The following is a 24796-nucleotide window of genomic DNA, read 5'->3' on the forward strand; positions in this document are numbered from 1 at the left end:
CGGTCCGGCTCAGAGCTGGCCCGTGGACTCGCGCCAGGCCCGCTCCTTCTGGATGTGCTCGTTGTCCTGCGGGAACTGGTCGAGCTCGGTGACCTTGCGGATCTCCGCCTTGCTGCCCGGGCCGGCCAGCGGCGCGCGCTTGGCCCACTCGACGGCCTCTTCCTTGGAGGCCACCTCCAGGATCCAGAAGCCGTTGAACAGCTCCTTGGTCTCGCCGTACGGCCCGTCGGTCACCACGGGCGTCTCGGTGGAGTAGTCGACGACGACGGAGTCGGCGGCGTCCTCGAGACCCTCGCCGGCCACCAGCACGCCGGCCTTGATCATCTCCTCGTTGAACGCGCCCATGTCGTTCATGATCTTCTCGAAGTCCATGGCCTGGTAGGCGGTCACGGTCTCGTCGGTCGCTCGCATGATGAGCATGTACTTCGGCATGGGTTCTTCTCCCTCGTGTTCTTCCGGCCCCTGATGGGACCTTCTCATCCACAGGTCGAACGGGAAACCGACAGATCGACACCGCCCGCGCATCAGTTTTGTGGAGCATGCGGACGGGTTCCGCGCGTCACACAGATCCGGCTTGCCAGGCGCGCGGAACGTGCGGAACCCTTGATCCTCATGACGCTCGAATCGATTGACGCGCAGGGGTCCGACGCCCCCTCCGCTCCCTCCGCCGGCACGCCCTCCGCGGGCGGTCAGATGCCGACGCCCGTGAGCCCGGGCCCGGTGAGAGGTCACAGATCGAGCGAGGGCCTCTTTCCGCAGCCCTGGGACGGGCGCAGCAAGTTCCCGCACATCGGTGAGTACGGCTTCCTGTCCGACTGCGAGGCCAACGCGCTCATCGCCCCGTCGGGCAGCGTGGAGTGGATGTGCCTGCCCCGCCCCGACTCGCCCAGCGTCTTCGCCAAGATCCTCGACCGGGGAGCCGGCCACTTCCGGGTGGGTCCGCACGGCGTGCGCGTGCCCGTCGCGCGCCGCTACCTGCCCGGCACCCTGATCCTCGAGACCACGTGGCAGACCGAGACCGGCTGGCTCGTGGTGCGGGACGCCATGCTGATGGGCCCGTGGCACGACCTGGAGTCGCGTTCGGGCACGCACCGCCGCACCCCCACGGACGACGACGCCGAGCACATCCTGCTGCGCACCATCAAGTGCGTGTCGGGCACCGTGGACCTCGAGGTCGAGTGCGAGCCCCGCCCGGACTACGCGCGCGCCGAGGTCGACTGGGAGTACAAGAACAGCGGGTACTCGGACGTCGTCGCGCACGTCGGCGACGCCACGCCCGACCTGCACCTGCGCTCCAGCCTGCGGTTCGGGCTGGAGGGCAAGCGGGCCACGGCACGCACGCGGATGACGCAGGGCGCCGAGCACTTCGTGGCGATGTCCTGGGGCTCGCAGGAGCCGCCCACCACCTACGCGGAAGCCCTCGACGCGATGTGGCGCACCGAGCGGTTCTGGCGCGACTGGATCACGCAGGGCACGTTCCCCGACCACCCGTGGCGCGTCTACCTGCAGCGCTCGGCCCTCACGCTGAAGGGGCTGACCTACTCCCCCACCGGCGCGCTGATCGCCGCGGCGACCACGTCCCTGCCCGAGACCCCGGGCGGCGAGCGCAACTGGGACTACCGGTACGCGTGGATCCGCGACTCGACCTTCGCGCTGTGGGGGCTGTACACGCTGGGCCTGGAGCGCGAGGCGAACGACTTCTTCTCGTTCATCCAGGATGTCTGCCGTGACAACCGGCAGCTCCAGATCATGTACGGCGTCGGCGGCGAGGAGACGCTGGAGGAGTTCGAGCTGCCGCACCTGTCCGGCTACGAGGGCGCGCAGCCGGTCCGCGTCGGCAATGCCGCGTACGACCAGCGCCAGCATGACGTGTGGGGCGCGGTGCTCGACTCGGTGTGGCTGCACGCCAAGTCGCGCGACCAGCTCCCCGAGTCGCTGTGGCCCATCCTCAAGCGGCAGGTCGAGGAGGCCATGAAGCACTGGCACGAGCCGGACCGGGGCATCTGGGAGGTGCGCGGCGAGCCGCAGCACTTCACCAGCTCCAAGCTCATGTGCTGGGTCGCGATGGACCGCGGCGCGAAGCTCGCGCGGCTGTACGACGAGCCCGACTACGCCAAGGCCTGGCAGAAGATCGCCGACGAGATCGCCGACGACATCTGCAGCAAGGGCGTGGACGACCGCGGCGTCTTCACGCAGCGCTACGGCGACCCGGCGCTCGACGCGTCGCTGCTGCTGGTGCCGCTGCTGCGGTTCCTGCCGTCGGACGACCCGCGGGTCCGGGCCACCGTGCTGGCGATCGCGGACGAGCTCACCGAGGACGGCCTGGTCCTGCGCTACCGCACGGACGAGACCGACGACGGCCTTCGGGGTGAGGAGGGCTCGTTCACCATCTGCTCGTTCTGGCTGGTGTCCGCGCTGGTCGAGATCGGCGAGGTGGAGCGGGCCCGCGCGCTGTGCGAGCGGCTGCTCGGCTACGCCTCCTCGCTCGACCTCTACGCGGAGGAGATCGAGCCCGGCAGCGGCCGCCACCTGGGCAACTTCCCGCAGGCGTTCACGCACCTGGCCCTGATCAACGCCGTGATGCACGTGATCAAGGCGGAGAGCGGCGAGGCCGAGAAGGGCTACTTCGGGGTGGTCCGCCCGCACTGATCCGTCGCACCCCGTCGAGTGCGGGATCCTCGCCCTCCTGGTTCAGGCCAGAGGGCGAGGATCCCGCACTCCTTCTGTTTTCCGGGGGCCCTTGCGCGCACTGGCTAATGGGCGTAGCTTTATGGCTATGACAACCAGCCAGAGCAACAACGTGGCCGTCCTCGCACGTCCCGAGGGCAACATCGCCTACACCGACACGGGCTCCGGTCCGCTCGTCGTCGCCATGCCTGGCATGGGAGACGTCCGGTCCACCTACGACGACCTCGCACCCGCCCTGGTCGACGCCGGCTATCGCGTGGTGATCGCGGACCTGCGCGGCCACGGCGACTCCGACACCACGTTCCGCACGCACGGTGACGACGCGACCGGCACCGACTTCATCGCGCTCGTCGAGCACCTCGACGCCGGGCCGGCAGTACTGCTGGGCAACTCGATGGCGTCGTCGGCCGCCGCCTGGGCCGCCGCCGAGCGCCCGGATCTCGTGCGCGGGCTCGTCCTGCTCAGCCCTCTCCTGCGCCAGCCGGGCTCGCCGGCCATGCAGTGGACCATGCGGCTCGCCCTTCGGGTGCTCCTCGCACGCCCCTGGGGCGCCGCGTTCTGGGCCGCCTACTACTCGTCGATCAGCAAGGGCCGTCGCTCCGCGCGACACGCCGAGCAGGTCGCCGAGGTCCGGCAGAGCCTGCGCGATCCGGCGCACCTGCGCTCGTTCCGCGACCTCAGCGTGGTGCTCGACCACTCCGTCGTCGAGGCCCGGCTGTCCGAGGTCGCGGCCCCGTCGCTCGTCGTGATCGGCGCCCTCGACCCCGACTTCGCCGACCCCGCCAAGGAGCTGGCCTGGATCACGGAGACGATCGGGGCGCGGGGCGTCCTGGTCGACGAGGTGGGGCACTATCCCGCGCAGCAGGCCCCCGACGTCGTCGTGCCCGCCGTGCTCGACTTCCTCGCCGGGCTGCCGGGCTCCGCGGGCGGTCCGGGTGCCGCCGGTGGCGTGGGCGCCCCGGCCCGGGACGGCGGCCGCAATGCCTAGGGCGGGGCTGTCGCACGACGCCGTGGTGCGCCTGGCGCTGGAGGTCGTCGACGAGGGCGGCGTGCGCGGGTACGCGGACCTGACCCTGGCCAAGGTCGCCTCGAAGGCCGGCGTCGCCGCACCGAGCCTCTACAAGCACGTGGGCTCGCTGGCCGACCTGCGCCGCGAGGTCGCGCTGATCGCCGTCCGCGAGGTCACCGCCGCGGCGACGTCGGCCACGGTGGGCCGGGCCGGGCCGGACGCGCTGCACGCCCTCGGGCGCGCGTGGCGTGGCTACGCGCACGCGCACCCGGGGCGGTACGCCGCGACCCAGATCGGCCCCGACCCCGACGACCCGGCCGACGCCGAGGCCCGCGCGGCGGCCGCCGAGAGCGTGCGGGTGGTCGGCGCGGTGCTGCAGGGCTTCGGCCTGCCCGACGACCGGCTGATCGACGCAGTCCGCGCCGTGCGGGCCGGTGTGCACGGCTTCGTCACGCTCGAGCTCGGCGGCGGCTTCCGCATGCGGGAGGACGTGGACCAGAGCTTCGGCGTGCTGCTCGACATGCTCGTCGCGGGCGTCGCCACGCTCGCCGCACCCTCCGCACCGCTGGACCACGACACCGCCGGGAGCCTTCGATGACCATCGCACCGGGCACTGCTGCCCCTCGTACCACTGCCCGCTGGACCGCCGCCGCGTTCGTCGCGGCCGGGCTCGCGTTCCTCCTGTTCCCGCTGCTGCGGCCCTGGCCGGACGAGACCGTGGCGAGCACCGACCTCGCGGTCGCGTTCGCCTCCGACCGCTGGGTCGTGGCGCACCTGTGCGGCATCCTCGGCCTGGCGCTGGTCGCCCCGGCGATGCTCGGTCTGCGGACCCTGCTCGCGGGTGCCGGCCGTGCAGGCGCCGGTCGTCCGGGTGTCCGCAGCGCGACCTGGGCCCTGGTCACCGCCTGGACCGGTGCCGGCATGGCCGCGCTCTACTTCGGCGCCGAGATCTTCGGCATCCGCACCATCGCGGAGGCCGCCCTGCGTGACGGCGACCTCAGCCTGCTCGCCGACGTCGAGGTGCTGCGGATGCAGCCGTGGGCCGTGACCCTGTTCGGCGCCGGGCTGCTGCTGCTCGCGGTGTCCGGCGTGCTCGCCGCCGTCGCCCTGTGGCGCGCCGGCGCGGGGCCGCGATGGATCGGGCTGCCGTTCGCGCTGGGCCTGGTGCTGGTGCTGCCCCAGTTCTTCGGCGGCCCCGGGCTGCGGATCACCCACGGCTTCCTCGTCGCGGCGGGGTGCGTGCTGATCGCGGTCGCGGCGGGCCGTGGACGTGTCCACAACCCGTCCCCTGCTGTGGAAAAGGCTGTGGACAACGCGGCGGTCCGTTGACGCCGGTGGTCCCGCCTGGCTGGGCCGTGCCGAGCTGGGCCGGTCGCGGAGACGACAGAGGCGTGAGCCCCGTCCGGGACTCACGCCTCTGTCACACCTGCACCGCCCGCGTCAGCGGGGGCGCGAGGGTCAGTCGCTGCTCTGGAAGATCGCGAGCAGCCGCAGGAACTCCAGGTACAGCCAGATCAGCGTCACCAGCAGGCCGAAGGCCGCGGCCCACGCCATCTTGGCCGGGGCTCCGGCCTCGACGCCACGCTTGATGGAGTCGAAGTCGACGATCAGCGACGCGGCGGCCAGACCCACGGCCACCAGGCCGATGATGATGCCGAGCGTGCCGCCGCGCATACCCCAGCCGCTGAGCACGCCGGTCCAGACGAGGACCAGGTTGATCAGGGAGAACGCCGCGTAGCCGACCATCGCGATGATGAGCCAGCGCGTGAACTTGGGGGTGACCCGCACCTTGCCCGACTTGAACAGGAAGAGCGCGGCCGCGAACGTCGCGACGGTCGCGAGCACCGCCTGCAGCACGATCCCGCTGAACTGGGCCTCGTAGAACGCCGAGATGCCGCCGAGGAACACACCCTGCGCGATCGTGTACAGGACGATCAGCACGGGGCTCGGGTTGCGCTTGAAGGCGTTGACCAGGCCCAGCACGAGGCCCACGATCATGCCGACGACCCACAGGCCGGGCGCGAGCGTCCACGTCGCCGCGCCCACCACGACCAGGAGGGCGAGCAGCACACCGGTCTTGATGATCACGTCGTCGTAGGTCAGGCGCTTGGTGTCAGCCGTGGTGGCCGACGGCGACTGGTACATCGCGTCGAGCTGCTGCGCGTCCATCGCCTGCTGTCCCGCGGCGCCGTACTGGCCGTACTGGCCAGGCTGCGGCGCGGTGCCGTATGCGGGAGTCTGGTTGGGGTAGGTGGCGGTGCCGCCGCGGCGTCCACCGGCTGCGCCGGTGCGACGGGGCTCACCGAAGACGTCACTTCTAGAAAAGACGGGGTTGCTCATCTGCTCCTCCTGGTCTGTCTGACCATCCTAGGGAACGCAGATGAGACCTCAGGAGTTCCCAGGTCATACCAACGAATGAAGTGGGTCCGCCCACGGGATGATCCGGGCCGGTATTTGGTGCGCCGGCCATGCCCGCTACCTACTCTCGTAGCTACGAGTCTCCTGGAAGGGCAAGTGATGATCGAGGCCAGAGGCCTGATGAAGAGGTACGGCGCCAAGACCGCCGTGAACGACGTCACGTTCACCGTCCAGCCGGGCCAGGTGACGGGCTTCCTCGGCCCGAACGGCGCCGGCAAGTCGACCACCATGCGCATGATCGTGGGGCTGGACCGCCCCACGGCGGGTTCGGTCACCGTGAACGGCAAGCCCTACACGGCCCACCGCCGTCCGCTGGCCGAGGTCGGCGCCCTGCTCGACGCGAAGGCCGTGCACACCGGCCGCACCGCGCGCAACCACCTGCTCGCCATGGCCGCGACGCACGGCATCGCCACCAGGCGCGTCGACGAGGTCATCGAGCTCACGGGCCTGCAGTCGGTCGCGAGCAAGCGCGTGGGCGGGTTCTCGCTCGGTATGGGTCAGCGCCTCGGTATCGCCGCGGCCCTGCTCGGCGACCCCCGCACCCTGATCCTGGACGAGCCCGTCAACGGGCTCGACCCCGAGGGCGTGCTCTGGGTGCGCAACATCGCGAAGTACCTGGCGTCGGAGGGCCGCACGGTCTTCCTGTCCAGCCACCTCATGAGCGAGGTCGCCCTCACGGCCGACCATGTGATCGTGATCGGCCGGGGCCGGATCCTCGCGGATGCGCCCGTCGCGGAGTTCGTGGACGGCGCCGCACGCAAGACCGTGCGGGTCCGGTCGCCGCAAGCCACGGAGCTCGCCGAGCTCCTGAAGGCGAAGAACGCCGAGGTCGAGGACGTCGAGCCAGGTCTGCTCCAGGTCCGCGGCGCCGACGCATCCGCCGTCGGTGAGCTGGCCGCCGCCTCGCGGATCGTGCTGCACGAGCTCACGCCCGTCGCGTCCACGCTCGAGGAGGCGTACATGTCGCTCACCGCCGACGCTGTGGAGTACCAGTCAGAGGACCTCGCGCACGTGGCCGCGGCGACGTCCCACACCGAGGGGAGCAAGGCATGAGCGCGACGGTCACCGCTCCGGCAGGCGGAGCGGCGTCGAGCCCGACGACGGAGCACACCCCGGTGCGCAACGTGACCTTCTGGCGCGTGCTGCACTCGGAGTGGATCAAGCTGTGGACGCTGCGCTCGACGTGGTGGACGCTCGGGGCGACCGTCGTGGTGATGGTCGGCTTCGCGCTGCTGCTGGCGTTCATCGTGCAGCTCTTCGGCAACGAGATGGAGGGCGCGTCTCCCGAGGACCAGGCCGCGATGAGCGGCATGCTCGGTGGACCCGCGGTCGTGGCCGCGGGCTTCGAGATGGCGGCCCTCGTGGTCGCGGTGCTCGGCGCCCTGATGATCACCGGTGAGTACTCGACCGGCATGATCCGGTCCACGTTCGCGGCGGTGCCCGCCCGCCTCCCGGCCTTCTTCGGCAAGGCCGTGGTGCTCATCCTCGTGACGGCGGTGCTCACCACCGTCTCGCTGGCGCTGAGCTGGCTGGTCACCTACCCGCTGCTGAACCCCAACGACGCCACCGTGGACTTCGGCGACAGCGACCAGGTGCGCGCGCTGGGCGGCACGGTGCTGTACGTGACGCTCGTCGCCCTGTTCGCTCTGGGGCTCGGCGCGCTGCTGCGGCACACGGCAGGCGCGATCTTCACCGTGGTCGCGATCTTCCTGGTGATCCCCACGATCTTCCAGGTCGCGACATTCGCCGCGGCCCAGCTCGAATGGGTCGGCGTGGTGAACAAGCTGCTGCCGAGCGTCGCAGGTGCGCAGATCACGCCGAACGCGGGTGCGTTCCCCGACGTGCTCGACCCGTGGGTGGGCATCGGCGTACTCGCCGGCTACACGGCGCTGGTGCTGGCGGGCGCGGCGACGCGCCTGAAGCTGCAGGACGCGTAGCGGGTACCGGCCGGTCCGCACCCGACGTGGTGCGGGCCTGGCCGAGATATCCCTGGCTCTGCGGGGAAAGACCTACTCCCCGGGCCGTGTTGCTGAGAGTGGACAGTGTCGACTCTCAGCAACACAGCCCGGGGAGTTGTTCTTTCCCTGGCCACCGTTCGCCTCAGTCCGGCGGGTCGAGCGGGTGGGGCCAGACCGGGATCGGCTGCTGCCGCTCCAGCTCCGGTTCGGGTTCCCGACGCCGCGCGGGCAGCGCGGCCTGCGACGCCGGCTGCTGCCGCGGCACGTAGGCCTGCTGCTGGCGAGCCTGCTGCGGGCCGGGCACCTGGTGGCCTTGCTGCTGGTAGCTCCGCTGCTGGACGTACGCGGGCTGCCGGTCGGCCGGGTTCTGCTGCGGGGCAGCCTGATGCTGAGCATGGTGCTGCGCGGCGTACTGCGGCACGAACTGTGCCGGCGGCTGGGAGGCCGGCTGCTGGGAGGCCGGCTGATAGGACGCCGCAGGCCGCGCGGCCTGGGGCGGCCCCGGCCGCTGCGCGGCCTGCTGCGGCGTGTACGGCGGTGCAGGCTGCGGCGTCCGTTCCTGAGGAACGTTCTGCTCGTGCGCCGCGCCCTGCCGGGGCGCGTACTGGGGCGTCGGGGCCTCCTGCGGCACTCGCTGGTGCCGCACGAGCTGCTGCGGCTCGGCGACCGGCGGCCAGCCCTGCTGCGGAGCACCGCCCGACGCGTCGGCCGGCACCGCCTTCGGGCGCGCGACGGCTCGGAGGGCCCCGGTGGCCACGCTGACCAGCGCACCCGTCAGGGGTCGCCGGACGCGCCCCGCCGCCTCGTCCGCCGCGCGGCGTCGTTCCGCCCGGCGCTCGAAGAGCGTGTAGATCACGGGCACGACGTACAGGGTCAGCAGCGTGGAGGACACGAGGCCGCCGATCACGACCAGGGCGAGCGGCTGCGAGATGAACGCGCCGCCGCCGGTCAGGCCGATGCCCATCGGGGTGAGCGCGAAGACCGTGGCCAGCGCCGTCATGACGATGGGCCGCAGCCGCTTGCGTGCGCCCTCGCGCACCGCCTCGTCGAGCGCCATGCCCCGCGCGCGGTACTGGTTGATGAGGTCGATGAGCACGATCGCGTTGGACACCACGATGCCGACCAGCAACAGCGTGCCGATCAGGGCCGGCACGCCGAGCGGTGTGTCCGTCGCGACGAGTGCGACCAGCGCGCCGACCGCGGCGAACGGGACCGACACGAGCAGGATGAACGGCTGCGCCAGGCTCCGGAACGTCGCAACCATGACCACGAACACCAGGGCGATCGCCGCCACCAGCGCCATACCGAGGTCGCTGAAGGCGTCGGCCTGGTCGGCGGCCGCGCCGCCCACCTCCACCGTGGCGCCGGCCGGCAGGTCGACGGCCTCGATCTCGGCGTTCACCGCCTCCGTCGCCGCGCCGAGGTCGGTGCCCGCAGGCGTCACCGAGACCGTGGCCGACCGCTCGCCGTCGATACGGCTGATCGACGTCGGCGAGCTGGCGAGCTCCACCTTCGCGACATCGATCAGCCGCACGGGCCCGGTCGCCGTCGGCACGGGGATCTCGCCGATCTGGGTCATCGTCTCCGGCACAGGGCCGGCCCAGAGCGCGACGCCGACCGGCCCGTCCGCCGTCTGGAGCTCGCCCACGTCCTGCGCACCCGTCATCGCGGCCGCGGCGACCCCGGAGACCTGCGTCTCGGTGAGCCCGTACTGCGCCGCGGCCTTGCGGTCGACCGTCACCTCGACGATCTCCTGGGCGGCGGCCAGGTCGTTGGTGACCTCCGCGGACGCGGCCAGGCCGCTCATCGCCTCCTGGAGCTGGTCGGTGGCCTCGGCCAGCGTCTCGTCGTCGCGCGCGCGGACCACGAGATCGATCGACGAGGTGCCCACCGAGTCGCCGGCGGATACCGCGACCTCCGTCGCGGGCGGCTCGGTCAGGTCGGTGACGGCGTCGCGGATGTCGGCGGCCGCCTGCTCGCCGTCGGCGTCCTCGTCGAGCGTGATCGCGAACGACGCCTTGAGCCCGGCGCTCGCCCCGCCGAAGGCCGCCATCGACATGTCGCCACCGCTGCCGACCGTGGCCTGCACGCTGTCCACGGCGTCGACGTCGGCCAGTGCGGCCTCGACCTGCTGGGCCGCCTCGTCCTGGCCCTCGAGCGACGTGCCGGGCGCGTAGTGCTGTGTCACGGTCACGGTGTCCTGGCCACTGTCCCCGAGAAAGCTGGTCTCCATGCTCGGGACGAGCGTCGCCGTGCCGCCGAGGATCGCGATGGCCACGGCGATGGTGACAGCCGGCAGGCGAAGCGCCCCGTTCAGGGTGGGCACGTAGATGCGCTGCCAGATTCCGCGGCTCTCCTTGTCCTCGGCCGCCTCGCGGTCGACCGGTCCGCCGCGGCGCCCCTTGCGCGGGGGCCGGATGAACCAGTACGCGAGCACCGGCACGATCGTCAGGGCCACGACGAGCGAGGCCAGCATGGCGATCGAGACCGTCAGGGCGAAGGGCCGGAACAGCTCGCCCACCATGCCGCCCACCAGCGCGATCGGCAGGAACACGGCGACGGTGCAGATCGTCGAGGCGGCGATGGCGCCGCCCACCTCGCGGACAGCCGCGAGGATCGCCGGCGCCTTCTCCTCGCCGTAGGACATGTGGCGCTTGATGTTCTCGATCACCACGATGGCGTCGTCGACCACGCGACCGATCGAGATGGTGAGCGCGCCCAGCGTCAGGATGTTCAGCGTGTAGCCGCCGAAGTCCATCGCGATGAACGTCACCGCGAGCGACAGCGGGATCGAGATGGCCGACACGAGCGTCGACCGCATCGACATCAGGAACACCAGGATGACGAGCACCGCGAACAGCAGCCCGAGGCCGCCCTCCGTGGCCAGCCCGTGGATGGAGTCCTCGATGAACGGCGCCTGGTCGAAGACGACCGCCGTCGTGATCTTGTGCTCGTCCAGCGTGTCCGCCACGTCCGGAGTAGCCAGCGCGCCCTCGATCGCATGGGACACCTCGACAGTGTTGGCCTCCGGCGTCTTGGTGATGGCCAGGCCGAGCGAAGGCGAACCGTCGAGCCGGGAGTACGACGTCGCCTCGACCGGCTCGAGCCGCACGGACGCGACCTGCCCCAGCAGCACCGGGCCGGCGGGCTCAGCCGGCGGCAGCTCGCCCGTCGTGGCGTCCGGCGTCGTCGCCGCGCCACCCGTGGCCGCACCGCTCCCGCCGGCGCCGCCGCCCGGGAGGACGGGGAGCTGCTTGAGCTGGTCGACCATGTCGACGGGCTTGCCGAGCTGGACGGACCACGCGCGGCCACCCGCGGTGATCTCTCCGGCCGGCATGACCACGCCGTTGTCCTGCAGCACCGTGGTCAGGTCCTCGGCCGTGAGGCCTGCCGCGGCGAGCTCGGCCTGGTCGGGCAGGATGCGCACCTCGGTCTCGCTCTGCCCGGTCACCGCGACGGAGCGGACGCCGTCGACCTCCTCCAGCGCCGGGACCACGACGTCCTCGACCGTGGCCGCGAGGGCATTGGGGCTCTTGTCGCCGGACACCGCCATCTGGACCACGGGCACGTCGTCGACCGAACCGGTCGTGACCTGCGGCTCGACGCCCTCCGGGAGAGCCTGCTGCGCACCCGCCACGGCGGTCTGGAGCCGCTGGGTGGCGGACTCCATGTCGGTGCCGTAGTCGAGCTCCACCGTGGTCAGCGAGATGCCGGTCGACGCCGTCGAGCGCACCGACGCGACCCCGTCGACGGAGGCGATGGCCTCCTCGATCACGTCGGTGACCTGCTCCTCCACGACCGCGGGCGACGAACCCGGGTACTGCGCGGCCACGATGCCCGTGGGGAGCTGGAGCGACGGGATGAGCTCCTGCTTCAGGGAGGTCATGCTCAGCACGCCGAACACCGCGATCGCGATGGTCACCAGTGCTACGACGGCTCGGTTCGCGAGGGACAGCCGGGCGAGACGGAACACGAGGACTCCACGGTGCGGCGGGGTTCGGGCGTACGGCGCGCCACCGCCGTCGTCGCCAGGAGGGACCAACGGGGTGAAATCAGACCGAAGTTACAGAGTAGGGCAGCGCTCCGGACCGCCCGCAAGCCGACGGCGGCATTGACAGGCCCCGCCCGGACCGTCGCACGCGACATGCCCTGGCCCGTCCGCACGCGGGCCAGGGCACGGGGTCACAGCTCGGACATGGCCTCCTCGGGCGTGCCCTCGACGGCCTTGGCGGCGCGGTTCCAGCGCTGCCAGAGCACGCGCTCCCCGATGGGCCGGGCCATGAGGTGCGCCGTCACGAGGAACACGATGACGCCGACGAGAAGCACGCCCGAGGCGACCCAGAAGGGCGATGCGGGGCCGACACCCTCGGCGAGCAGGCCGGCCACCACCGGGGCAGGAGCCGCGAAGCCCCAGCGCACCAGGTTGAACGCACCGGTCGTGACCCGGCGGTCCGGGTCGCCGAGCGCGAGCGACAGGTCGGTGAGGTTGGCGTTGGCGATACCCATGAACACACCGGCCACGATGGTCACGGCGATGGACCCGGCGGTACCGACGCCGACGGCGAGCAGGGCCACGCACACCAGCACGCCCGTGACGGCGACACCCAGCGTCTGCACGAACCCGATGCGGTGCGCCAGCCGGTGGCCCACCCCGAGGATGCCGACGGCCACGCCGATGCCCCAGGCGGTGAACACCAGGCCCAGCGGCACGACGTCGAGCCCGAGGAAGACCGGCACGTAGCCGAGCACCACGAAGAACACGAAGTTGTAGGCGGCCGTGACGGCCGCGAGCGCCAGGAAACCCGGCTTGCGGAACAGCCCGAAGACCTGCCCGAGCTTGAGCGGCGCGGGCTTCTCGGCCGGGTCCTTGAGCCGGGTGACGGAGACCAGGAGGGCGACGACCATGAGCAGGCCGCACACGAAGAACGGCACCCGCCAGCTGATGTGTCCCAGCAGCCCGCCGATCAGCGGCCCGACGGCGAAGCCGAGCCCCACGCACGTCTCGAACAGCCCGACCACCCACTCGCGGTCCTTGGCGAGCGCGACGAGCAGCACCATGGCGGTGGCGAAGAACATCGCGTTGCCCAGGCCCCAGACGCCGCGCAGCACCGCGAGCTGGACGATGTTGCCGCTCAGCGCCGCCAGGACCGCCGCGATGGCGACGAGCGTGACGCCGGTCGCCAGGATCTTCTTGTACCCGAACTTCCCGGTCGCCATCACCGCGGGGATCATGCCGATGGCCATGACCGCGATGTACGCGGTGAACAGCAGCTCGATCTCCCAGGTGGTGGCACCGATCTCGGCACCGATCACGGGAAGGATCGGGTCGACGACGGCGATGCCCGCGATCGCGAAGAAAGCGGTGAGCGCCGTGGCGTAGATGGCTGTCTTGTTCGGTTCGTTGCGCGCGCTGGCCACGCGGCCTCCTCAGGATCATTTATCTGTAGCACACAGGTATATGCCTGTAGGCTACACCTATGTCGAGGGAGACGGAAGAGAATGCCGACGGGGAGCACCCCGACGAGGCCCCGCTGTCGCGCGTGGAGCTCCAGCTCGCGCTCCTGCTGCGCCGCGCGGAACGCACCGGAGCCATCCGGGCCGGCCACACCCCCGCGCTGGAACGGTCGGGCTACCTGCTGCTGCAGGTGCTCGGCACCGAGGGCCCGCTGGGCATCAACGCGCTCGCCGCACGCCAGGGCCTGGACGCCTCGACCGTGACCCGGCAGGTGGTCAGCCTGGAGAAGGCCGGGTTCGCCCGGCGCAGCCGGGACCCGCTCGACGGGCGGGCCGTCCGGGTGGAGGCGACGGAGGCCGGCGCCGCCCAGCTCGAGCGCGAACGGACGCGACGCAGCGCGATGTACGACCAGATCCTCACCGACTGGTCGCCGTTCGAGCGGGCCCTGCTCGCCGAGCTGCTAGAACGTCTGAACCGTGACCTGGACGCCTTCCGGCGCGACCCGGAGGAGTGAGCACCACCTTCCAAAGAACTTGTTGCAAAGAAACCCTTGCAAAGGTGTGTTGGCATGCGTAGGGTTGGGCGCACCAGCCAGCCCGACCCGAGCCAGGAGATGCACCGATGAGCGCCTTCGCACCCACCGCCCTTCCCCAGGTCTACAGCTTCCTCACACCGCGCACCGTCGCGACCGCCGCCGGCCGGCAGCCGGTGGCACCGGCTCGCGAGCGCGGGTCCCGGCGCGACGAAGCCCTGCGCCGCGAGGCCGAGCGTGCCGCCCGCGAGCGCGTACAGGCCGAGCGTGCCCGCGACAACGCCGCGGCACGCCACCCGCTCGCGCTGCGCTGAACCCGCCGGGCACTGGGTAACGTCCTGCCTATGGCAACAGCGCGCGAGGACTCAGCGGCACACGAGGCGGACCAGGGCGCACCGGCGGCCGACCGGTCAGCCGTCCCGCCGGCCGCGGGGCCCCCGGCGGAGCTGGGACCCGCGGCGCTCCGCGCCCTCGCGCACCCCCTGCGCATCCGCATCCTCGACCTGCTCCCCAGCCACGGGCCCCTGACCGCCAGCAAGCTCGGCGAGATCGTCGGCGAGTCCAGCGGCTCGACGAGCTACCACCTGCGCCAGCTCGCCAAGCACGGCCTGGTGCGCGAGGTCGAGGGCCGGGGCACGGCGCGGGAGCGCTGGTGGGAGCGCACGCCCGGCGGGTTCAGCATCTCGACCGTCGGCAAGGACTCCCCCGCGAGCCGGCAGACCGCCGAGGCGGTCAACATGGAGTTCCTGCGCCTACGCCACGAGCGCGTGATGGCCTTCGTCCGCGCCGGCCAGGGTGCGGACGAGGAGACCCTGAAGAAGTGGCACGGGACCACCACGTTCTTCTCGTCCAACAAGTGGGCCACGCCCGAGCAGATGGCGGCGCTCGTCGCCGCCTGGGACCGCTTCGCGACCGAGTACATCGAGCCGCTCAGCGGGCAGGAGGAAGCCCCCGGGATGATCCCTTTCGAGGTCCACTTCGACGCCTTCCCGACCATCGACCCGCAGGGTAACCCGCTCTGATCCGCGGCTCCTCTGCCGTCAGCAGATCTGCGGCGGGCAGAGACGGCTGTCCTGCGGGCCTGCGCACGGCGATCGTGGAGCCATGACCGAGACCACCCTGACCCAGGCCTTCGACGACCACCTCGCCTCGCGGCTGCTGCACCAGCGGATCGTGCTGGTCGGCGGCGAGATCGACGACGCCGTCGCCAACCGTGTGACCTCGCAGCTCCTGCTGCTCGCCGCGGAGGACGCGGCCGCCGACATCAGCCTCTACCTCAACTCACCCGGTGGCTCCCCCAGCGCCGGGCTCGCCGTCCACGACACGATGAAGCTGGTGCCGAACGCGGTGTCGACCGTCGCCGTCGGCTTCGCGGGCGGCACGGCGCAGTTCCTGCTCGCCGCGGGCGCGCCCGGCAAGCGCTACGCGCTGCCGCACGCGCGGATCATGATGCACCAGTCCACCGGCGGGGCGGGCGGTACAACGACGGACGTGGTGGTCCAGGCCGAGAACATCCGGCACGTCAACGACGTGGTGACGCGACTGCAGGCCGAGCACACGGGTCAGACGGTGGAGTCCGTCGCCACGGACTCCGAGCGCGACCGCTGGTTCACCGCCGAGCAGGCACTGGCGTACGGGATGATCGACAGGGTCGTGGACCACGTCGACGACGTCCGGCCGGGCGGGAAGCGGCGCGCCGGGCTCTGAGGCCGCCGCTGTTCGGGGTCAGGCCGCCAGCAGCACGGCCTCGCCCCGCCGGCCCGCGGCAGAGGTACCGGAGGGCGCGGCCTGGCCCGCCTGCAGGGGGTGTCGCGAGGAGGAGAAGCCCGCCGAACGGCGGGCCGCGGACGACAGGACGCGGACCCTGCGGCCCTCCTCCTGCTCGGCGAGGGCGATGGCGAGATCGGCCCACGCACGTTCGACGAGGTCGACCAGCCGCATGCCGAGTGCCTCGCACACGGCGGCGAGCACCTCGGAGGAGGCTTCCTTGCGCCCCCGCTCCACCTCGGACAGGTAGGCCGTCGAGACCCGGGCGTCCGCGGCGACGTCGGCCAGGGTGCGGCGCTGCTCGCGTCGCGCCCGCCGGAGGATGCCGCCGACGAGATCACGCAGCAGCGGTTCGCGGGTGTGCTCCAGCGTGCCGGACCGGGCTCCCGGTGCGCCCTCGTTCGTGGTGCCGAGCCCGGCAGGGCTCGCTGTACCTATCGAGATCATCGCCATGTGCCCACTCCCGCCGTTGGTACCCGTCACGCTACCCAACCCCACGGACGTCCCGGGTCGTTCCGGCATCTGCTGCTGGCGTAACGCGCAACCCGGACGGGGGCGGCGAAGGCCGGGGCGGTAAAGGCCGGGTGCGTGTCAGTGGCTCCTGGCACCATGGGACCACCGACCAGGAGAGGACAGTGGTGTTCGGATCTATCGAGGTGCGCGGAGCCCGCGAGAACAACCTGCAGGACGTCTCTGTCGACATCCCCAAGCGCAAGCTCACGGTGTTCACCGGGGTCTCGGGCTCGGGCAAGAGCTCGCTGGTGTTCGGCACGGTCGCCGCCGAGTCCCGGCGGCTGATCGACGAGACCTACTCGGCGTTCCTCCAGGGCTTCATGCCCTCACGCCCGCGTCCTGACGTCGACACGCTGTCGAACCTGTCCGCCGCCATCGTCGTGGACCAGGAGCCGATGGGCGCGAACGCGCGCTCGACCGTCGGCACGGCCACCGACGCCTACACGATGCTGCGCGTCATCTGGTCGCGGCTCGGCACACCGCACATCGGCGGGTCGAACCTCTTCTCCTTCAACGACCCGCAAGGCATGTGCGGCAACTGCGAGGGGCTGGGCCGCGTCTCCGCGATCGACACCGAGGCGCTGGTGGACCGGAGCAAGTCCCTCAGGGAGGGCGCCATCACGTTCCCCAACTTCGGGGTGGGCACCTGGTACTGGAAGGTCTACGCCGACTCCGGCTTCTTCGACGTCGACAAGCCGCTCAAGGACTACACCGACGCCGAGTGGCACGACCTGATGCACGGCGAGGAGCGCAAGATCGTCTCGGGCGGCATCAATGTCACGTACGAGTCCCTTGTCCCGAAGATCACCCGGCTCTACCTGGTCAAGGACGTCGAGTCGATGAAGGGCGCGATGCGGGCGGCCGTCGACCGGCTGGCCACGTTCACGTCCTGCCCCGAGTGCGACGGCACCCGGCTCAACGACCGGGCCAGGTCGTCGCTGGTCAAGGGCAAGCACATCGGCGAGGCCGCGGCGATGCAGCTCACCGACCTGGCCGAGCTCGTGCGCGACCTGGCCGACCCGCACGTCCAGCCGATCCTCGACGGGCTCAACGACCTGCTCGCCACGTTCGAGCAGATCGGGCTCGGGTACCTCTCGCTGGACCGCGAGTCGTCGTCGCTGTCGGGCGGCGAGGCGCAGCGCACCAAGATGGTGCGGCACATGGGGTCGGCCCTGACGGACCTGACCTACGTGTTCGACGAGCCGACCATCGGGCTGCACCCGCACGACGTGCGGCAGATGAACATCCTGCTCCAGCGGCTGCGGGACAAGGGCAACACGGTGCTCGTCGTGGAGCACAAGCCCGAGGTCATGGCGGCGGCGGACCACCTGATCGACATGGGCCCGGGCGCCGGCACCCACGGCGGCACCGTGGTCTACCAGGGCGATGTCGCGGGCCTGCGCACGTCCGGGACCGCGACCGGCAAGCACCTGGACCAGGCGGTGACGGTCAAGCCGACGCCCCGTACGCCGACCGGGGCCCTGCGGATCGAGCACGCGAACCTGCACAACCTCCAGGACGTCACGGTCGAGGTGCCGCTCGGCGTGCTGGTCGCGGTGACCGGCGTGGCCGGGTCGGGCAAGAGCTCGCTCATCCACGGCTGCCTGCCGCGCGACGGCGTCACGTTCGTCGACCAGTCCGCGATCCGCGGGTCGCGGCGGTCCAACCCGGCCACCTACACCGGGATCCTGGAGCCCATCCGCAAGCAGTACGCCCGCGCCAACGGGGTCAAGCCGGCGCTGTTCAGCGCCAACTCGGCGGGTGCGTGCCCGGAGTGCAAGGGCGTGGGCCTCATCTACACCGACCTGGCCTTCATGGCGGGCGTCGCCAGCGTGTGCGAGGCGTGCGAGGGCAAGCGATTCACCGACGAGGTGCTCGGCTACACCCTGCGCGGCAAGAACATCGCCGACGCGCTGGCCATGTCCGTCGAGGAGGCGCTGGGGTTCTTCACGGAGAAGACGGTGCTGCCCATGCTGTCCCGGCTCTCCGACGTCGGGCTGGGCTACATCTCGCTCGGCCAGCACCTCAACACGCTCTCCGGCGGGGAACGCCAGCGGCTCAAGCTGGCCATCGAGATGGGCGGCGACACCCCGACGTTCGTGCTCGACGAGCCCACCGCGGGACTGCACATGCAGGACGTCGACAACCTGGCCGGCCTGCTGGACCGCCTCGTCGACTCCGGCCGGTCGGTGATCGTCGTCGAGCACAACCTGTCGGTCGTGGCACGGGCCGACTGGGTGATCGACATGGGTCCGGGCGGCGGGCACGACGGCGGCCGCGTGGTCTTCGAGGGCACACCGGCCGACCTGGCGCGGCACGAGGCGTCGCTGACGGGCCGCCACCTGGCGGAGCTCCTCGCCGGCACCTCCTGAGCACCGCCCGAAGCGGCCGCCGGCCCGGCCTGGTCGTGCCCCCACCCGGGTTCGAACCGGGACTGTGCCGGGTTTAAGCCGGCTGCCTCTGCCAGTTGGGCTATGGGGGCGCACCCCAGAGACTACCGAGCGGCAATCGCCTCCCGGGAGTTCTGACCGGCTGAGTTCGGTCCGTTGCCCAGGCTCATTCGTTGCCCAGCCTCAACGGTGAGTTCGGTCGATTGCTTTGAGATCGGTCAATCAAAGGACCGATCTCAAAGCAACCGACCGACTCACGTCAGCCACGGGTCAGCCGGCCCGCAAGTGGCCGGCGGAGCGAGGGTCAGGCCTTGGAGCCCGACTCGGCGCGCTCGGCGGACGACTCCGCCTTCTGCTCGATCTTCTCGCCGACCGGCTTGGGCGGCACGGAGGCGTTGCGGAACTCCTGGCGCGGGTCGTGCAGCGAGCCGAGCGAGACCAGCTCACGGCCCATCAGGAACTGGCCGATCCAGCCGACCAGGATGCGGGCCTTGCGGTTACCGGTCGGCATCGCCATGACGTGGTAGCCGCGGTGGGCCACCCAGGCCGGGAACCCGCGCAGCTTGACGAAGCCGAACAGCTCGGCGACACCCTTGTAGAGGCCCAGCGAGGCGACCACACCGACGTTCTTGTGGTTGTACTCGACGGCGGGCCGCTCCTTGTAGAGCGCCACGATGTTGTCGGCCAGGCGCACGGCCTCGCGGATCGCGTGCTGCGCGTTCGGCGGGCAGAACTTGCCGGGGTTGAGCACGTCCGGCACGGCGGCGCAGTCGCCTGCGGCCCAGGCGCCCTCGATGATCTCGCCGTCCTCCGTGGCCACCTGCAGGGTCGGGAGCACGATGACGCGGCCCAGCTTGTCGAACGGGAGGTCGGACGCCTCCTTGATGACCGGGTTCGCCTTGACGCCCGCGGTCCACACGATGGTCTCGGTGTCGAACTCGACGCCGGTCGACGTGACGACGTGCCCGTCCACGCAGGAGGAGAGGAACGTGTTGAGGTGGAACTCGATGCCGCGCTTCTTGAGCTCGGCGAGGGCGTACTCACCCATCGGCTCCGTGACCTCGGGCAGGATGCGGCCTGCGCCCTCGATCATGACGAACCGCAGGTCGGACGCCTCGATCGTGTTGTACTGCCGCGTCGCGTAGCGCGCCATGTCCTCGATCTCGGCGAGCGCCTCGATGCCGGCGAAACCGCCGCCCACGAAGGTGAACGTGAGCATCCGCTTGCGCAGGTCGGCGTCCCAGGTGGAGGACGCGACGTCCATGCGGTTGATGACGTGGTTGCGGACCGCGATGGCCTCCTCCACGTTCTTGAAGCCGATCGCGTTCTCCGCCAGGCCCGGGATGGGCAGCGTGCGGGAGACCGAGCCCAGGCCGACGACCAGCTGGTCGTAGGTGACCTCGTACTCGTCGCCCTCCTCCGGCTGGATCTTCACGGCCTTGCGGCCGTGCTCGATCGTGGTGACCTTGCCCTGCAGCACGTCGATGCCCTTGAGGGCCTTGCGGTGCGGCGCGACGACGTCGCGGGCGTCGATGGAGCCCGCACCCGCCTCGGGCAGGAAGGGCGCGTACGTCATGTACGGGCGCGGGTCGACGACGACGATGGCCGCTTCGCGCTTCTTCAGCTTCTTTCGCAGACGGCGCGCCACGTACAGGCCGACGGACCCGCCGCCGAGCACGACGATGCGCGGCACCTTCCGCGGGCGCGGCGTCGCCGGGTCGGAAGCATGGCTGACCGAGGTCAGGTCGTTCTGAGGCATGATTCCCAGGGTACCGCGCCCTAAGCGTGTTTCTTCACATGGCAAAGAGCGGCGGGTGCGTGACGCCCACCACGCCGCTTCGCTGCGTATCGTGCCCGGTCAACGGACCATCTGGGACGGGAGTTCCCGACTAACGGAAATCCGCCCGGGAGAAGGTCAGCCCATCGACAGCGCGATCCCGTCCAGGATGTCGTGCTCACTGGTCACCACGTGGGTCAGCGAGCCGCCCGCGGCCCGCACGTCGGCCACGACGCGCTGGATCACCTCGGACCACACGAGCGCCCCGGCGGCGATCACGTCGACCCGTCCCGGGTGCAGGAAGCCCATCGCCGTGCGCTCGGCCCGCGGCGCCGCGAGCAGCGCGGCGCAGGAGGCGAGCACGGTCTCCACCGGCAGCCGGGCCCCGTGCACGCGCTCGCGCTGGTACTCGGACAGGCCAAGGGCGTGCGCTGTCACGGTCGTGATCGACCCGGCCAGTCCCACCAGCGTGGTCGTGCTCCCCAGCGGCACCGCCCGAACGGCGTCGTCCAGGTGGGCCCGGACGTCCGCGCGGGCTGCCTCGATCTCGGCGGCCGACGGCGGGTCGCTGTGCAGGTGCCGTTCCGTCATCCGCACCGAGCCGACGTCCATCGAGATGCTCGCGTCCACCGCGTCGGTGCCGAGGACCAGCTCGGTGGAGCCGCCACCGAGGTCGACCACGAGGTACGGGGCGGCGTGCGCCCCGGCGACGCCGCTGGTGGCGCCCCGGAACGAGAGCTCGGCCTCCTCGTGCCCGCTGATCACCTCGACGTCGACGCCGAGCGCGTCCCGGACACCGTCGAAGAAGGCGTCACGGTTGCGCGCGTCCCGGGTGGCGGACGTCGCGACGAACCGCACGCGCTGCGCGCCGGCGGCCTCGACGGCCGTCGCGTACTGCCGGGTCACCGCGAGGGTGCGCTCCAGCGCCTCGGGCGCGAGCTCACCGGTGCGGTCGACGCCCTGGCCCAGCCGCACCACCTCCATGCGGCGGTCGAGCTCCGTGAGGTTTCCGGCGGCGTCGACGTCCGCGACCAGCAGGCGGATCGAGTTGGTGCCGCAGTCGACCGCGGCCACGCGAGAGGAAGTCACGCGAGGATTCTCCCAGGCGCTCCGGCCGCGCGACGTCGGACGTGCCGGTTCGCGAGAAACCTCACGCCCGGAGATCTCGAGGGCACGAGGCGCGGGGACGCAGGTCTCAGCAGGTGCAGCGGTCCGGGCGCCAGGTGTCCCTGGCCAGGGCGAGCGCCTCGTCACCCAGCGGGTTCACGCCCGGCCCGGCGGCGAGCGCGTGCGCGAACAGGACGTGCAGGCACTTGACGCGCGTCGGCATGCCGCCCGCGGAGATTCCGTCGATCTCGTCGACGTGCCCGATCGCCTCGCGCTGCGCCAGGTAGTGCTCGTGCGCGGCGCGGTAGGCCGCGGCGAGCTCCTCGTCGGTCTCCAGCCGCGCCGTCATCTCCTTCATGACGCCGTTGGCCTCCAGCGTCGACGCGGCGGCCACTGCACCGGGGTGCGTCAGGTAGAAGACCGTCGGGAAGGGGGTGCCGTCGGGCAGGCGGGGCGCGGTGCGCGCCACCGTCGGACGGCCGCACACGCAGCGCGCCGCGATCCCCACGACGCCGCGCGGTTCGCGGCCGAGCTGCTCGGCCAGGACGCGCAGGTCGTCGTCGGACACGGTGTCAGTCGCGGTGTTCACCACCCCATTGTCTCCCAGAGCGCGGGTGGCGCCGTGCGGCCTACTCGCCGTCGGCGATCCGCACGGAGTCCCACACGTTCGTGTACCAGGGCGCGTCGTCCTCGGAGGTGCCCGGGGACGGCTCCACGACGCCGGGCCGTGGCGCCTCCTGCTCGACCGAGTCGGTGTCGAGCGGCCGCCACACCTTGTCCCCGGGCATGACGAAGCGCAGTCGCGACCGCGCCTGCTCGATGACGTAGGAGCGGTCGTCCCAGCGGGCGAGCTCCGTCTCCAGCTCGGCCTTCTGCTCCTGCTGCTGGCTCAGCTCGGAACGTAGGTCGCGCAGCTCGGCCTGCTGCGTCACCACGGCGCGCACGGTGGGCAGCAGGAGCACCACGGCGAGGAGCACCACGACGGACAGCACCATGGCGCGGACGGTGAGCACCTCGGGCACCATGAGCCCGTAGGTGCCGCGCCTGCGGTCGGCGCGCGCCGGCCGGGTGGGCGGCGCGACGCTGCCCGTGGCAGTGCTCCGGCGGCGCGGCTGCGCCGGTCGCTTCGCCCCGCCGCCCGACGTCGGCCGCGTGCTCCGGGATGCGTCGCCCGTGGAGCGGGCGCCTGGCCGACCGGCCGCGGCGGCCCGGCTCGAGGTCGTGCGGGGTGCGGCCGTGCGCGGTGCGGCCGTGCGCCGGCTCGCCGACGTCGACGGCGCGGCGGGCTTGCGCGCGGACGGCGCGGCCGTCGTCGAGCGCGCCGGCGTCGGCTTCGCGGCGGTGCGCCCCGCCGTCGTCCCCGCCTTCCGGTCCGCGGCGGCATCCTTGGCCGTCTTCGAGCTCTTCGAGCCCTTCGAGCCCTTGGTGCCCTTCGCCGGAGAGCCCTTCGCGTTCTTGGCCGCGGCCCCCTTGGCCGTCTGCCCGGGGGCCTTCTTGGCTCCCGCCCGGCCGCTCGACGGCGTCGTCCCCTTGCCGCCCTTGGCGCCGGACGTACCCGTGCGCGGGGTCGACGAGGGGCGCGCACCCGAGCCGCGCGCCGAACCCGAGGGCCGCGCCGGGCGACGTGAGGAAGGCATGGGTCGATTGTGCCGATTCGCCAGGCCTTTGTACGGGCATTACCTCCGGCGCGCCGTGTGTGGATCCCGTGGAACCAAAAAAAGGCTGTCAGACATGCGCGGACGTGTCCGCGCATGTCTGACAGCTCGGTGCGGCGCCACCGCACCGGCGCAGGTCGAACGGTTGAGGCCCCCTCGACCAGCGCCGTCAGGCCTGGATCAGCCCTGGAAGCGCGGGAACGCCGACCGACCGGCGTAGGTGCCGGCCTCGTCGAGCGCCTCCTCGATGCGCAGAAGCTGGTTGTACTTCGAGATGCGCTCACCGCGGGCGGGGGCACCGGTCTTGATCTGGCCGGCGTTGGTCGCCACGGACAGGTCCGCGATGGTGGTGTCCTCGGTCTCGCCGGAGCGGTGCGAGGTCATCGTGGTGAAGCCGTTGCGCTGGGCCAGCGTCACGGCGTCCAGCGTCTCGGTGAGCGTGCCGATCTGGTTGAGCTTGACCAGCAGCGAGTTCGCCGACTTGAGCTCGATGCCCTTGGCGAGGCGCTCCGGGTTGGTGACGAACAGGTCGTCGCCCACGATCTGCACCTTGTCGCCGACCTTGCCCATGAGCCCGGACCAGGAGTCCCACTCGTCCTCGGACAGCGGGTCCTCGATGGACACCAGCGGGTAGTCGGCCACGAGCTGCTCGTAGTACGCGATCATCTCGTCCGGCGTCTTCTTGCCGCCCTCGAAGGCGTACACGCCGTCCGAGAAGAACTCGGTCGAGGCGACGTCCAGCGCGAGCGCGACGTCGGTGCCCGGCTTGAGGCCGGCCCGCTCGATCGCGACGAGGATCAGGTCGAGCGCCTCACGGTTGCTGCCGAGGTTCGGCGCGAAGCCGCCCTCGTCGCCCAGGCCGGTGGCCAGGCCCTTCTCCTTCAGCACGGACTTGAGGGAGTGGTACACCTCGGTGCCGGTGCGCAGCGCCTCGCGGAACGTCGGGGCGCCGATCGGGGCGACCATGAACTCCTGGATGTCCACGTTCGAGTCCGCGTGGGACCCGCCGTTGAGGATGTTCATCATCGGCACGGGCAGGACGTGCGCGTTCGGGCCGCCCACGTACCGGAACAGGTCCAGGCCGGAGCTCTTGGCGGCGGCCTTCGCGACGGCGAGGGACACGCCCAGGATCGCGTTCGCGCCCAGCTTGCCCTTGTTCGGCGTGCCGTCCAGGTCCAGGAGGGTCTGGTCGATGATGCGCTGCTCTTCGGCGTCGTACCCGATGAGCTCGGGGGCGATCTCGTCGTTGACGGCCGCGACCGCCTTCTCGACGCCCTTGCCCAGGTAACGGCCCTTGTCTCCGTCACGCAGCTCGACGGCCTCGAACGCGCCGGTCGATGCACCGGACGGGACCGCCGCACGGGCGAAGGTGTTGTCGTCGAGGACGATCTCCACCTCCACGGTGGGGTTGCCGCGCGAGTCGAGGATCTCGCGTGCTCCAACGGCTTCGATGCTAGCCACGGGGTCTCCTTCTAAGGATGTTGCTCGGAGGTTACGGCCCCCAGCCTAGGACGTCGGGCGAGGGGG

21 protein-coding genes and 1 tRNA gene are annotated in these 24796 nt (G+C 71.5%); 11 read left to right on the plus strand and 11 right to left on the minus strand.

Translation table 11 applies throughout. The annotated features are described in order from the left end of the window. Window positions 1–9 precede the first annotated feature (9 nt). Entirely contained in the window at window positions 10–432 is a 423-nt protein-coding gene (locus tag ACH47X_RS12640; RefSeq protein ID WP_397404735.1) for a YciI family protein, read from the minus strand. Between the two features lie 180 nt (window positions 433–612). On the opposite strand from ACH47X_RS12640, the gene ACH47X_RS12645 reads away from it, so the two are divergent. The 4 genes from ACH47X_RS12645 (at window position 613) to ACH47X_RS12660 (ending at window position 5026) form a co-directional block, all read left to right on the plus strand. Continuing rightward, window positions 613–2649, plus strand: a complete 2037-nt coding sequence (locus tag ACH47X_RS12645) for a glycoside hydrolase family 15 protein (RefSeq protein ID WP_449582152.1) — start codon at window positions 613–615, stop codon at window positions 2647–2649. Window positions 2650–2776: 127 nt separating this feature from the next. Next, window positions 2777–3676 carry an alpha/beta fold hydrolase gene (locus tag ACH47X_RS12650; protein ID WP_397404739.1) on the plus strand — a complete coding sequence of 300 codons (900 nt, stop codon included), beginning with the start codon at window positions 2777–2779 and terminating at the stop codon, window positions 3674–3676. Then, window positions 3669–4295: a TetR/AcrR family transcriptional regulator gene (locus ACH47X_RS12655; protein ID WP_397404741.1), complete on the plus strand. Its 627-nt coding sequence runs from the start codon at window positions 3669–3671 to the stop codon at window positions 4293–4295. The genes ACH47X_RS12650 and ACH47X_RS12655 overlap by 8 nt, the downstream gene beginning before the upstream one ends. Continuing rightward, the gene (locus ACH47X_RS12660) at window positions 4292–5026 is read left to right on the plus strand and encodes a hypothetical protein (protein WP_397404743.1); all 735 of its coding nucleotides are present in this window, start codon (window positions 4292–4294) and stop codon (window positions 5024–5026) included. The genes ACH47X_RS12655 and ACH47X_RS12660 overlap by 4 nt, the downstream gene beginning before the upstream one ends. 129 nt (window positions 5027–5155) lie before the next feature. On the opposite strand, the gene ACH47X_RS12665 is transcribed toward ACH47X_RS12660, so the two are convergent. Beyond that, window positions 5156–6037, minus strand: coding sequence for a Bax inhibitor-1/YccA family protein (locus ACH47X_RS12665; protein ID WP_397404745.1), 882 nt, complete (start codon window positions 6035–6037; stop codon window positions 5156–5158). Window positions 6038–6214: 177 nt separating this feature from the next. Here ACH47X_RS12665 and ACH47X_RS12670 point away from each other — a divergent pair, with 177 nt between their 5' ends. Further along, entirely contained in the window at window positions 6215–7168 is a 954-nt protein-coding gene (locus tag ACH47X_RS12670) for an ABC transporter ATP-binding protein (protein WP_397404747.1), read from the plus strand. After that, a complete protein-coding gene (locus ACH47X_RS12675) occupies window positions 7165–8052 on the plus strand; it encodes an ABC transporter permease (protein WP_397404749.1) in 888 nt (295 codons plus the stop codon). Before ACH47X_RS12670 ends, ACH47X_RS12675 begins: the two co-directional genes overlap by 4 nt. 163 nt (window positions 8053–8215) lie before the next feature. Here ACH47X_RS12675 and ACH47X_RS12680 read toward each other — a convergent pair whose 3' ends face one another. After that, window positions 8216–12046 carry an efflux RND transporter permease subunit gene (locus ACH47X_RS12680; RefSeq protein WP_397404751.1) on the minus strand — a complete coding sequence of 1277 codons (3831 nt, stop codon included), beginning with the start codon at window positions 12044–12046 and terminating at the stop codon, window positions 8216–8218. A 209-nt stretch (window positions 12047–12255) separates the two neighbouring features. Continuing rightward, window positions 12256–13491, minus strand: coding sequence for an MFS transporter (locus ACH47X_RS12685; protein WP_397404754.1), 1236 nt, complete (start codon window positions 13489–13491; stop codon window positions 12256–12258). Window positions 13492–13550: 59 nt separating this feature from the next. On the opposite strand from ACH47X_RS12685, the gene ACH47X_RS12690 reads away from it, so the two are divergent. From ACH47X_RS12690 to ACH47X_RS12705, 4 genes are all read left to right on the plus strand, one after another. Next, the gene (locus ACH47X_RS12690) at window positions 13551–14042 is read left to right on the plus strand and encodes a MarR family transcriptional regulator (RefSeq protein ID WP_397404756.1); all 492 of its coding nucleotides are present in this window, start codon (window positions 13551–13553) and stop codon (window positions 14040–14042) included. Between the two features lie 107 nt (window positions 14043–14149). After that, window positions 14150–14374 carry a hypothetical protein gene (locus tag ACH47X_RS12695; protein WP_397404758.1) on the plus strand — a complete coding sequence of 75 codons (225 nt, stop codon included), beginning with the start codon at window positions 14150–14152 and terminating at the stop codon, window positions 14372–14374. A 30-nt stretch (window positions 14375–14404) separates the two neighbouring features. Next, window positions 14405–15082: an ArsR/SmtB family transcription factor gene (locus ACH47X_RS12700; protein ID WP_397404760.1), complete on the plus strand. Its 678-nt coding sequence runs from the start codon at window positions 14405–14407 to the stop codon at window positions 15080–15082. Between the two features lie 82 nt (window positions 15083–15164). Next, the gene (locus ACH47X_RS12705) at window positions 15165–15767 is read left to right on the plus strand and encodes an ATP-dependent Clp protease proteolytic subunit (RefSeq protein ID WP_397404762.1); all 603 of its coding nucleotides are present in this window, start codon (window positions 15165–15167) and stop codon (window positions 15765–15767) included. 18 nt (window positions 15768–15785) lie between these two features. Here the strand turns inward: ACH47X_RS12705 and ACH47X_RS12710 are convergent, their stop codons facing one another. Further along, complete coding sequence (locus ACH47X_RS12710) at window positions 15786–16280, minus strand: helix-turn-helix domain-containing protein (protein ID WP_397404764.1); 495 nt, start codon at window positions 16278–16280, stop codon at window positions 15786–15788. 182 nt (window positions 16281–16462) lie between these two features. Here ACH47X_RS12710 and ACH47X_RS12715 point away from each other — a divergent pair, with 182 nt between their 5' ends. Next, complete coding sequence (locus ACH47X_RS12715; protein WP_397404766.1) at window positions 16463–18712, plus strand: excinuclease ABC subunit UvrA; 2250 nt, start codon at window positions 16463–16465, stop codon at window positions 18710–18712. 36 nt (window positions 18713–18748) lie between these two features. Here the strand turns inward: ACH47X_RS12715 and ACH47X_RS12720 are convergent. The 6 genes from ACH47X_RS12720 to eno all read right to left on the minus strand — a co-directional run bounded on the left by ACH47X_RS12720 (window position 18749) and on the right by eno (window position 24730). Continuing rightward, a tRNA-Leu gene (locus ACH47X_RS12720) sits at window positions 18749–18822 on the minus strand. Between the two features lie 212 nt (window positions 18823–19034). Beyond that, window positions 19035–20489 (minus strand): NAD(P)/FAD-dependent oxidoreductase, encoded by a 1455-nt coding sequence (locus ACH47X_RS12725; RefSeq protein ID WP_397404768.1) that lies wholly within the window; start codon window positions 20487–20489, stop codon window positions 19035–19037. A 156-nt stretch (window positions 20490–20645) separates the two neighbouring features. Beyond that, complete coding sequence (locus ACH47X_RS12730; RefSeq protein WP_397404770.1) at window positions 20646–21596, minus strand: Ppx/GppA phosphatase family protein; 951 nt, start codon at window positions 21594–21596, stop codon at window positions 20646–20648. A 106-nt stretch (window positions 21597–21702) separates the two neighbouring features. Next, a complete protein-coding gene (locus ACH47X_RS12735) occupies window positions 21703–22203 on the minus strand; it encodes a DUF501 domain-containing protein (protein WP_397404772.1) in 501 nt (166 codons plus the stop codon). Between the two features lie 40 nt (window positions 22204–22243). Next, window positions 22244–23251, minus strand: coding sequence for a septum formation initiator family protein (locus ACH47X_RS12740; RefSeq protein WP_397404774.1), 1008 nt, complete (start codon window positions 23249–23251; stop codon window positions 22244–22246). Window positions 23252–23449: 198 nt separating this feature from the next. Beyond that, entirely contained in the window at window positions 23450–24730 is a 1281-nt protein-coding gene (gene eno, locus ACH47X_RS12745) for a phosphopyruvate hydratase (RefSeq protein ID WP_020017068.1), read from the minus strand. Between the last annotated feature and the right edge of the window lie 66 nt (window positions 24731–24796).

Origin of the sequence: Promicromonospora kroppenstedtii (assembly GCF_044389675.1) — a bacterium.
GTDB classification, from domain to species: Bacteria; Actinomycetota; Actinomycetes; order Actinomycetales; family Cellulomonadaceae; genus Promicromonospora; species Promicromonospora kroppenstedtii.

Coding starts and splice junctions, on each gene's coding strand:
- ACH47X_RS12640 (WP_397404735.1), bottom strand. CDS start 432: ATGCCGAAGTACATGCTCATCATGCGAGCGACCGACGAGACCGTGACC.
- ACH47X_RS12645 (WP_449582152.1), top strand. CDS start 613: ATGACGCTCGAATCGATTGACGCGCAGGGGTCCGACGCCCCCTCCGCT.
- ACH47X_RS12650 (WP_397404739.1), top strand. CDS start 2,777: ATGACAACCAGCCAGAGCAACAACGTGGCCGTCCTCGCACGTCCCGAG.
- ACH47X_RS12655 (WP_397404741.1), top strand. CDS start 3,669: ATGCCTAGGGCGGGGCTGTCGCACGACGCCGTGGTGCGCCTGGCGCTG.
- ACH47X_RS12660 (WP_397404743.1), top strand. CDS start 4,292: ATGACCATCGCACCGGGCACTGCTGCCCCTCGTACCACTGCCCGCTGG.
- ACH47X_RS12665 (WP_397404745.1), bottom strand. CDS start 6,037: ATGAGCAACCCCGTCTTTTCTAGAAGTGACGTCTTCGGTGAGCCCCGT.
- ACH47X_RS12670 (WP_397404747.1), top strand. CDS start 6,215: ATGATCGAGGCCAGAGGCCTGATGAAGAGGTACGGCGCCAAGACCGCC.
- ACH47X_RS12675 (WP_397404749.1), top strand. CDS start 7,165: ATGAGCGCGACGGTCACCGCTCCGGCAGGCGGAGCGGCGTCGAGCCCG.
- ACH47X_RS12690 (WP_397404756.1), top strand. CDS start 13,551: ATGTCGAGGGAGACGGAAGAGAATGCCGACGGGGAGCACCCCGACGAG.
- ACH47X_RS12695 (WP_397404758.1), top strand. CDS start 14,150: ATGAGCGCCTTCGCACCCACCGCCCTTCCCCAGGTCTACAGCTTCCTC.
- ACH47X_RS12700 (WP_397404760.1), top strand. CDS start 14,405: ATGGCAACAGCGCGCGAGGACTCAGCGGCACACGAGGCGGACCAGGGC.
- ACH47X_RS12705 (WP_397404762.1), top strand. CDS start 15,165: ATGACCGAGACCACCCTGACCCAGGCCTTCGACGACCACCTCGCCTCG.
- ACH47X_RS12710 (WP_397404764.1), bottom strand. CDS start 16,280: ATGGCGATGATCTCGATAGGTACAGCGAGCCCTGCCGGGCTCGGCACC.
- ACH47X_RS12725 (WP_397404768.1), bottom strand. CDS start 20,489: ATGCCTCAGAACGACCTGACCTCGGTCAGCCATGCTTCCGACCCGGCG.
- ACH47X_RS12740 (WP_397404774.1), bottom strand. CDS start 23,251: ATGCCTTCCTCACGTCGCCCGGCGCGGCCCTCGGGTTCGGCGCGCGGC.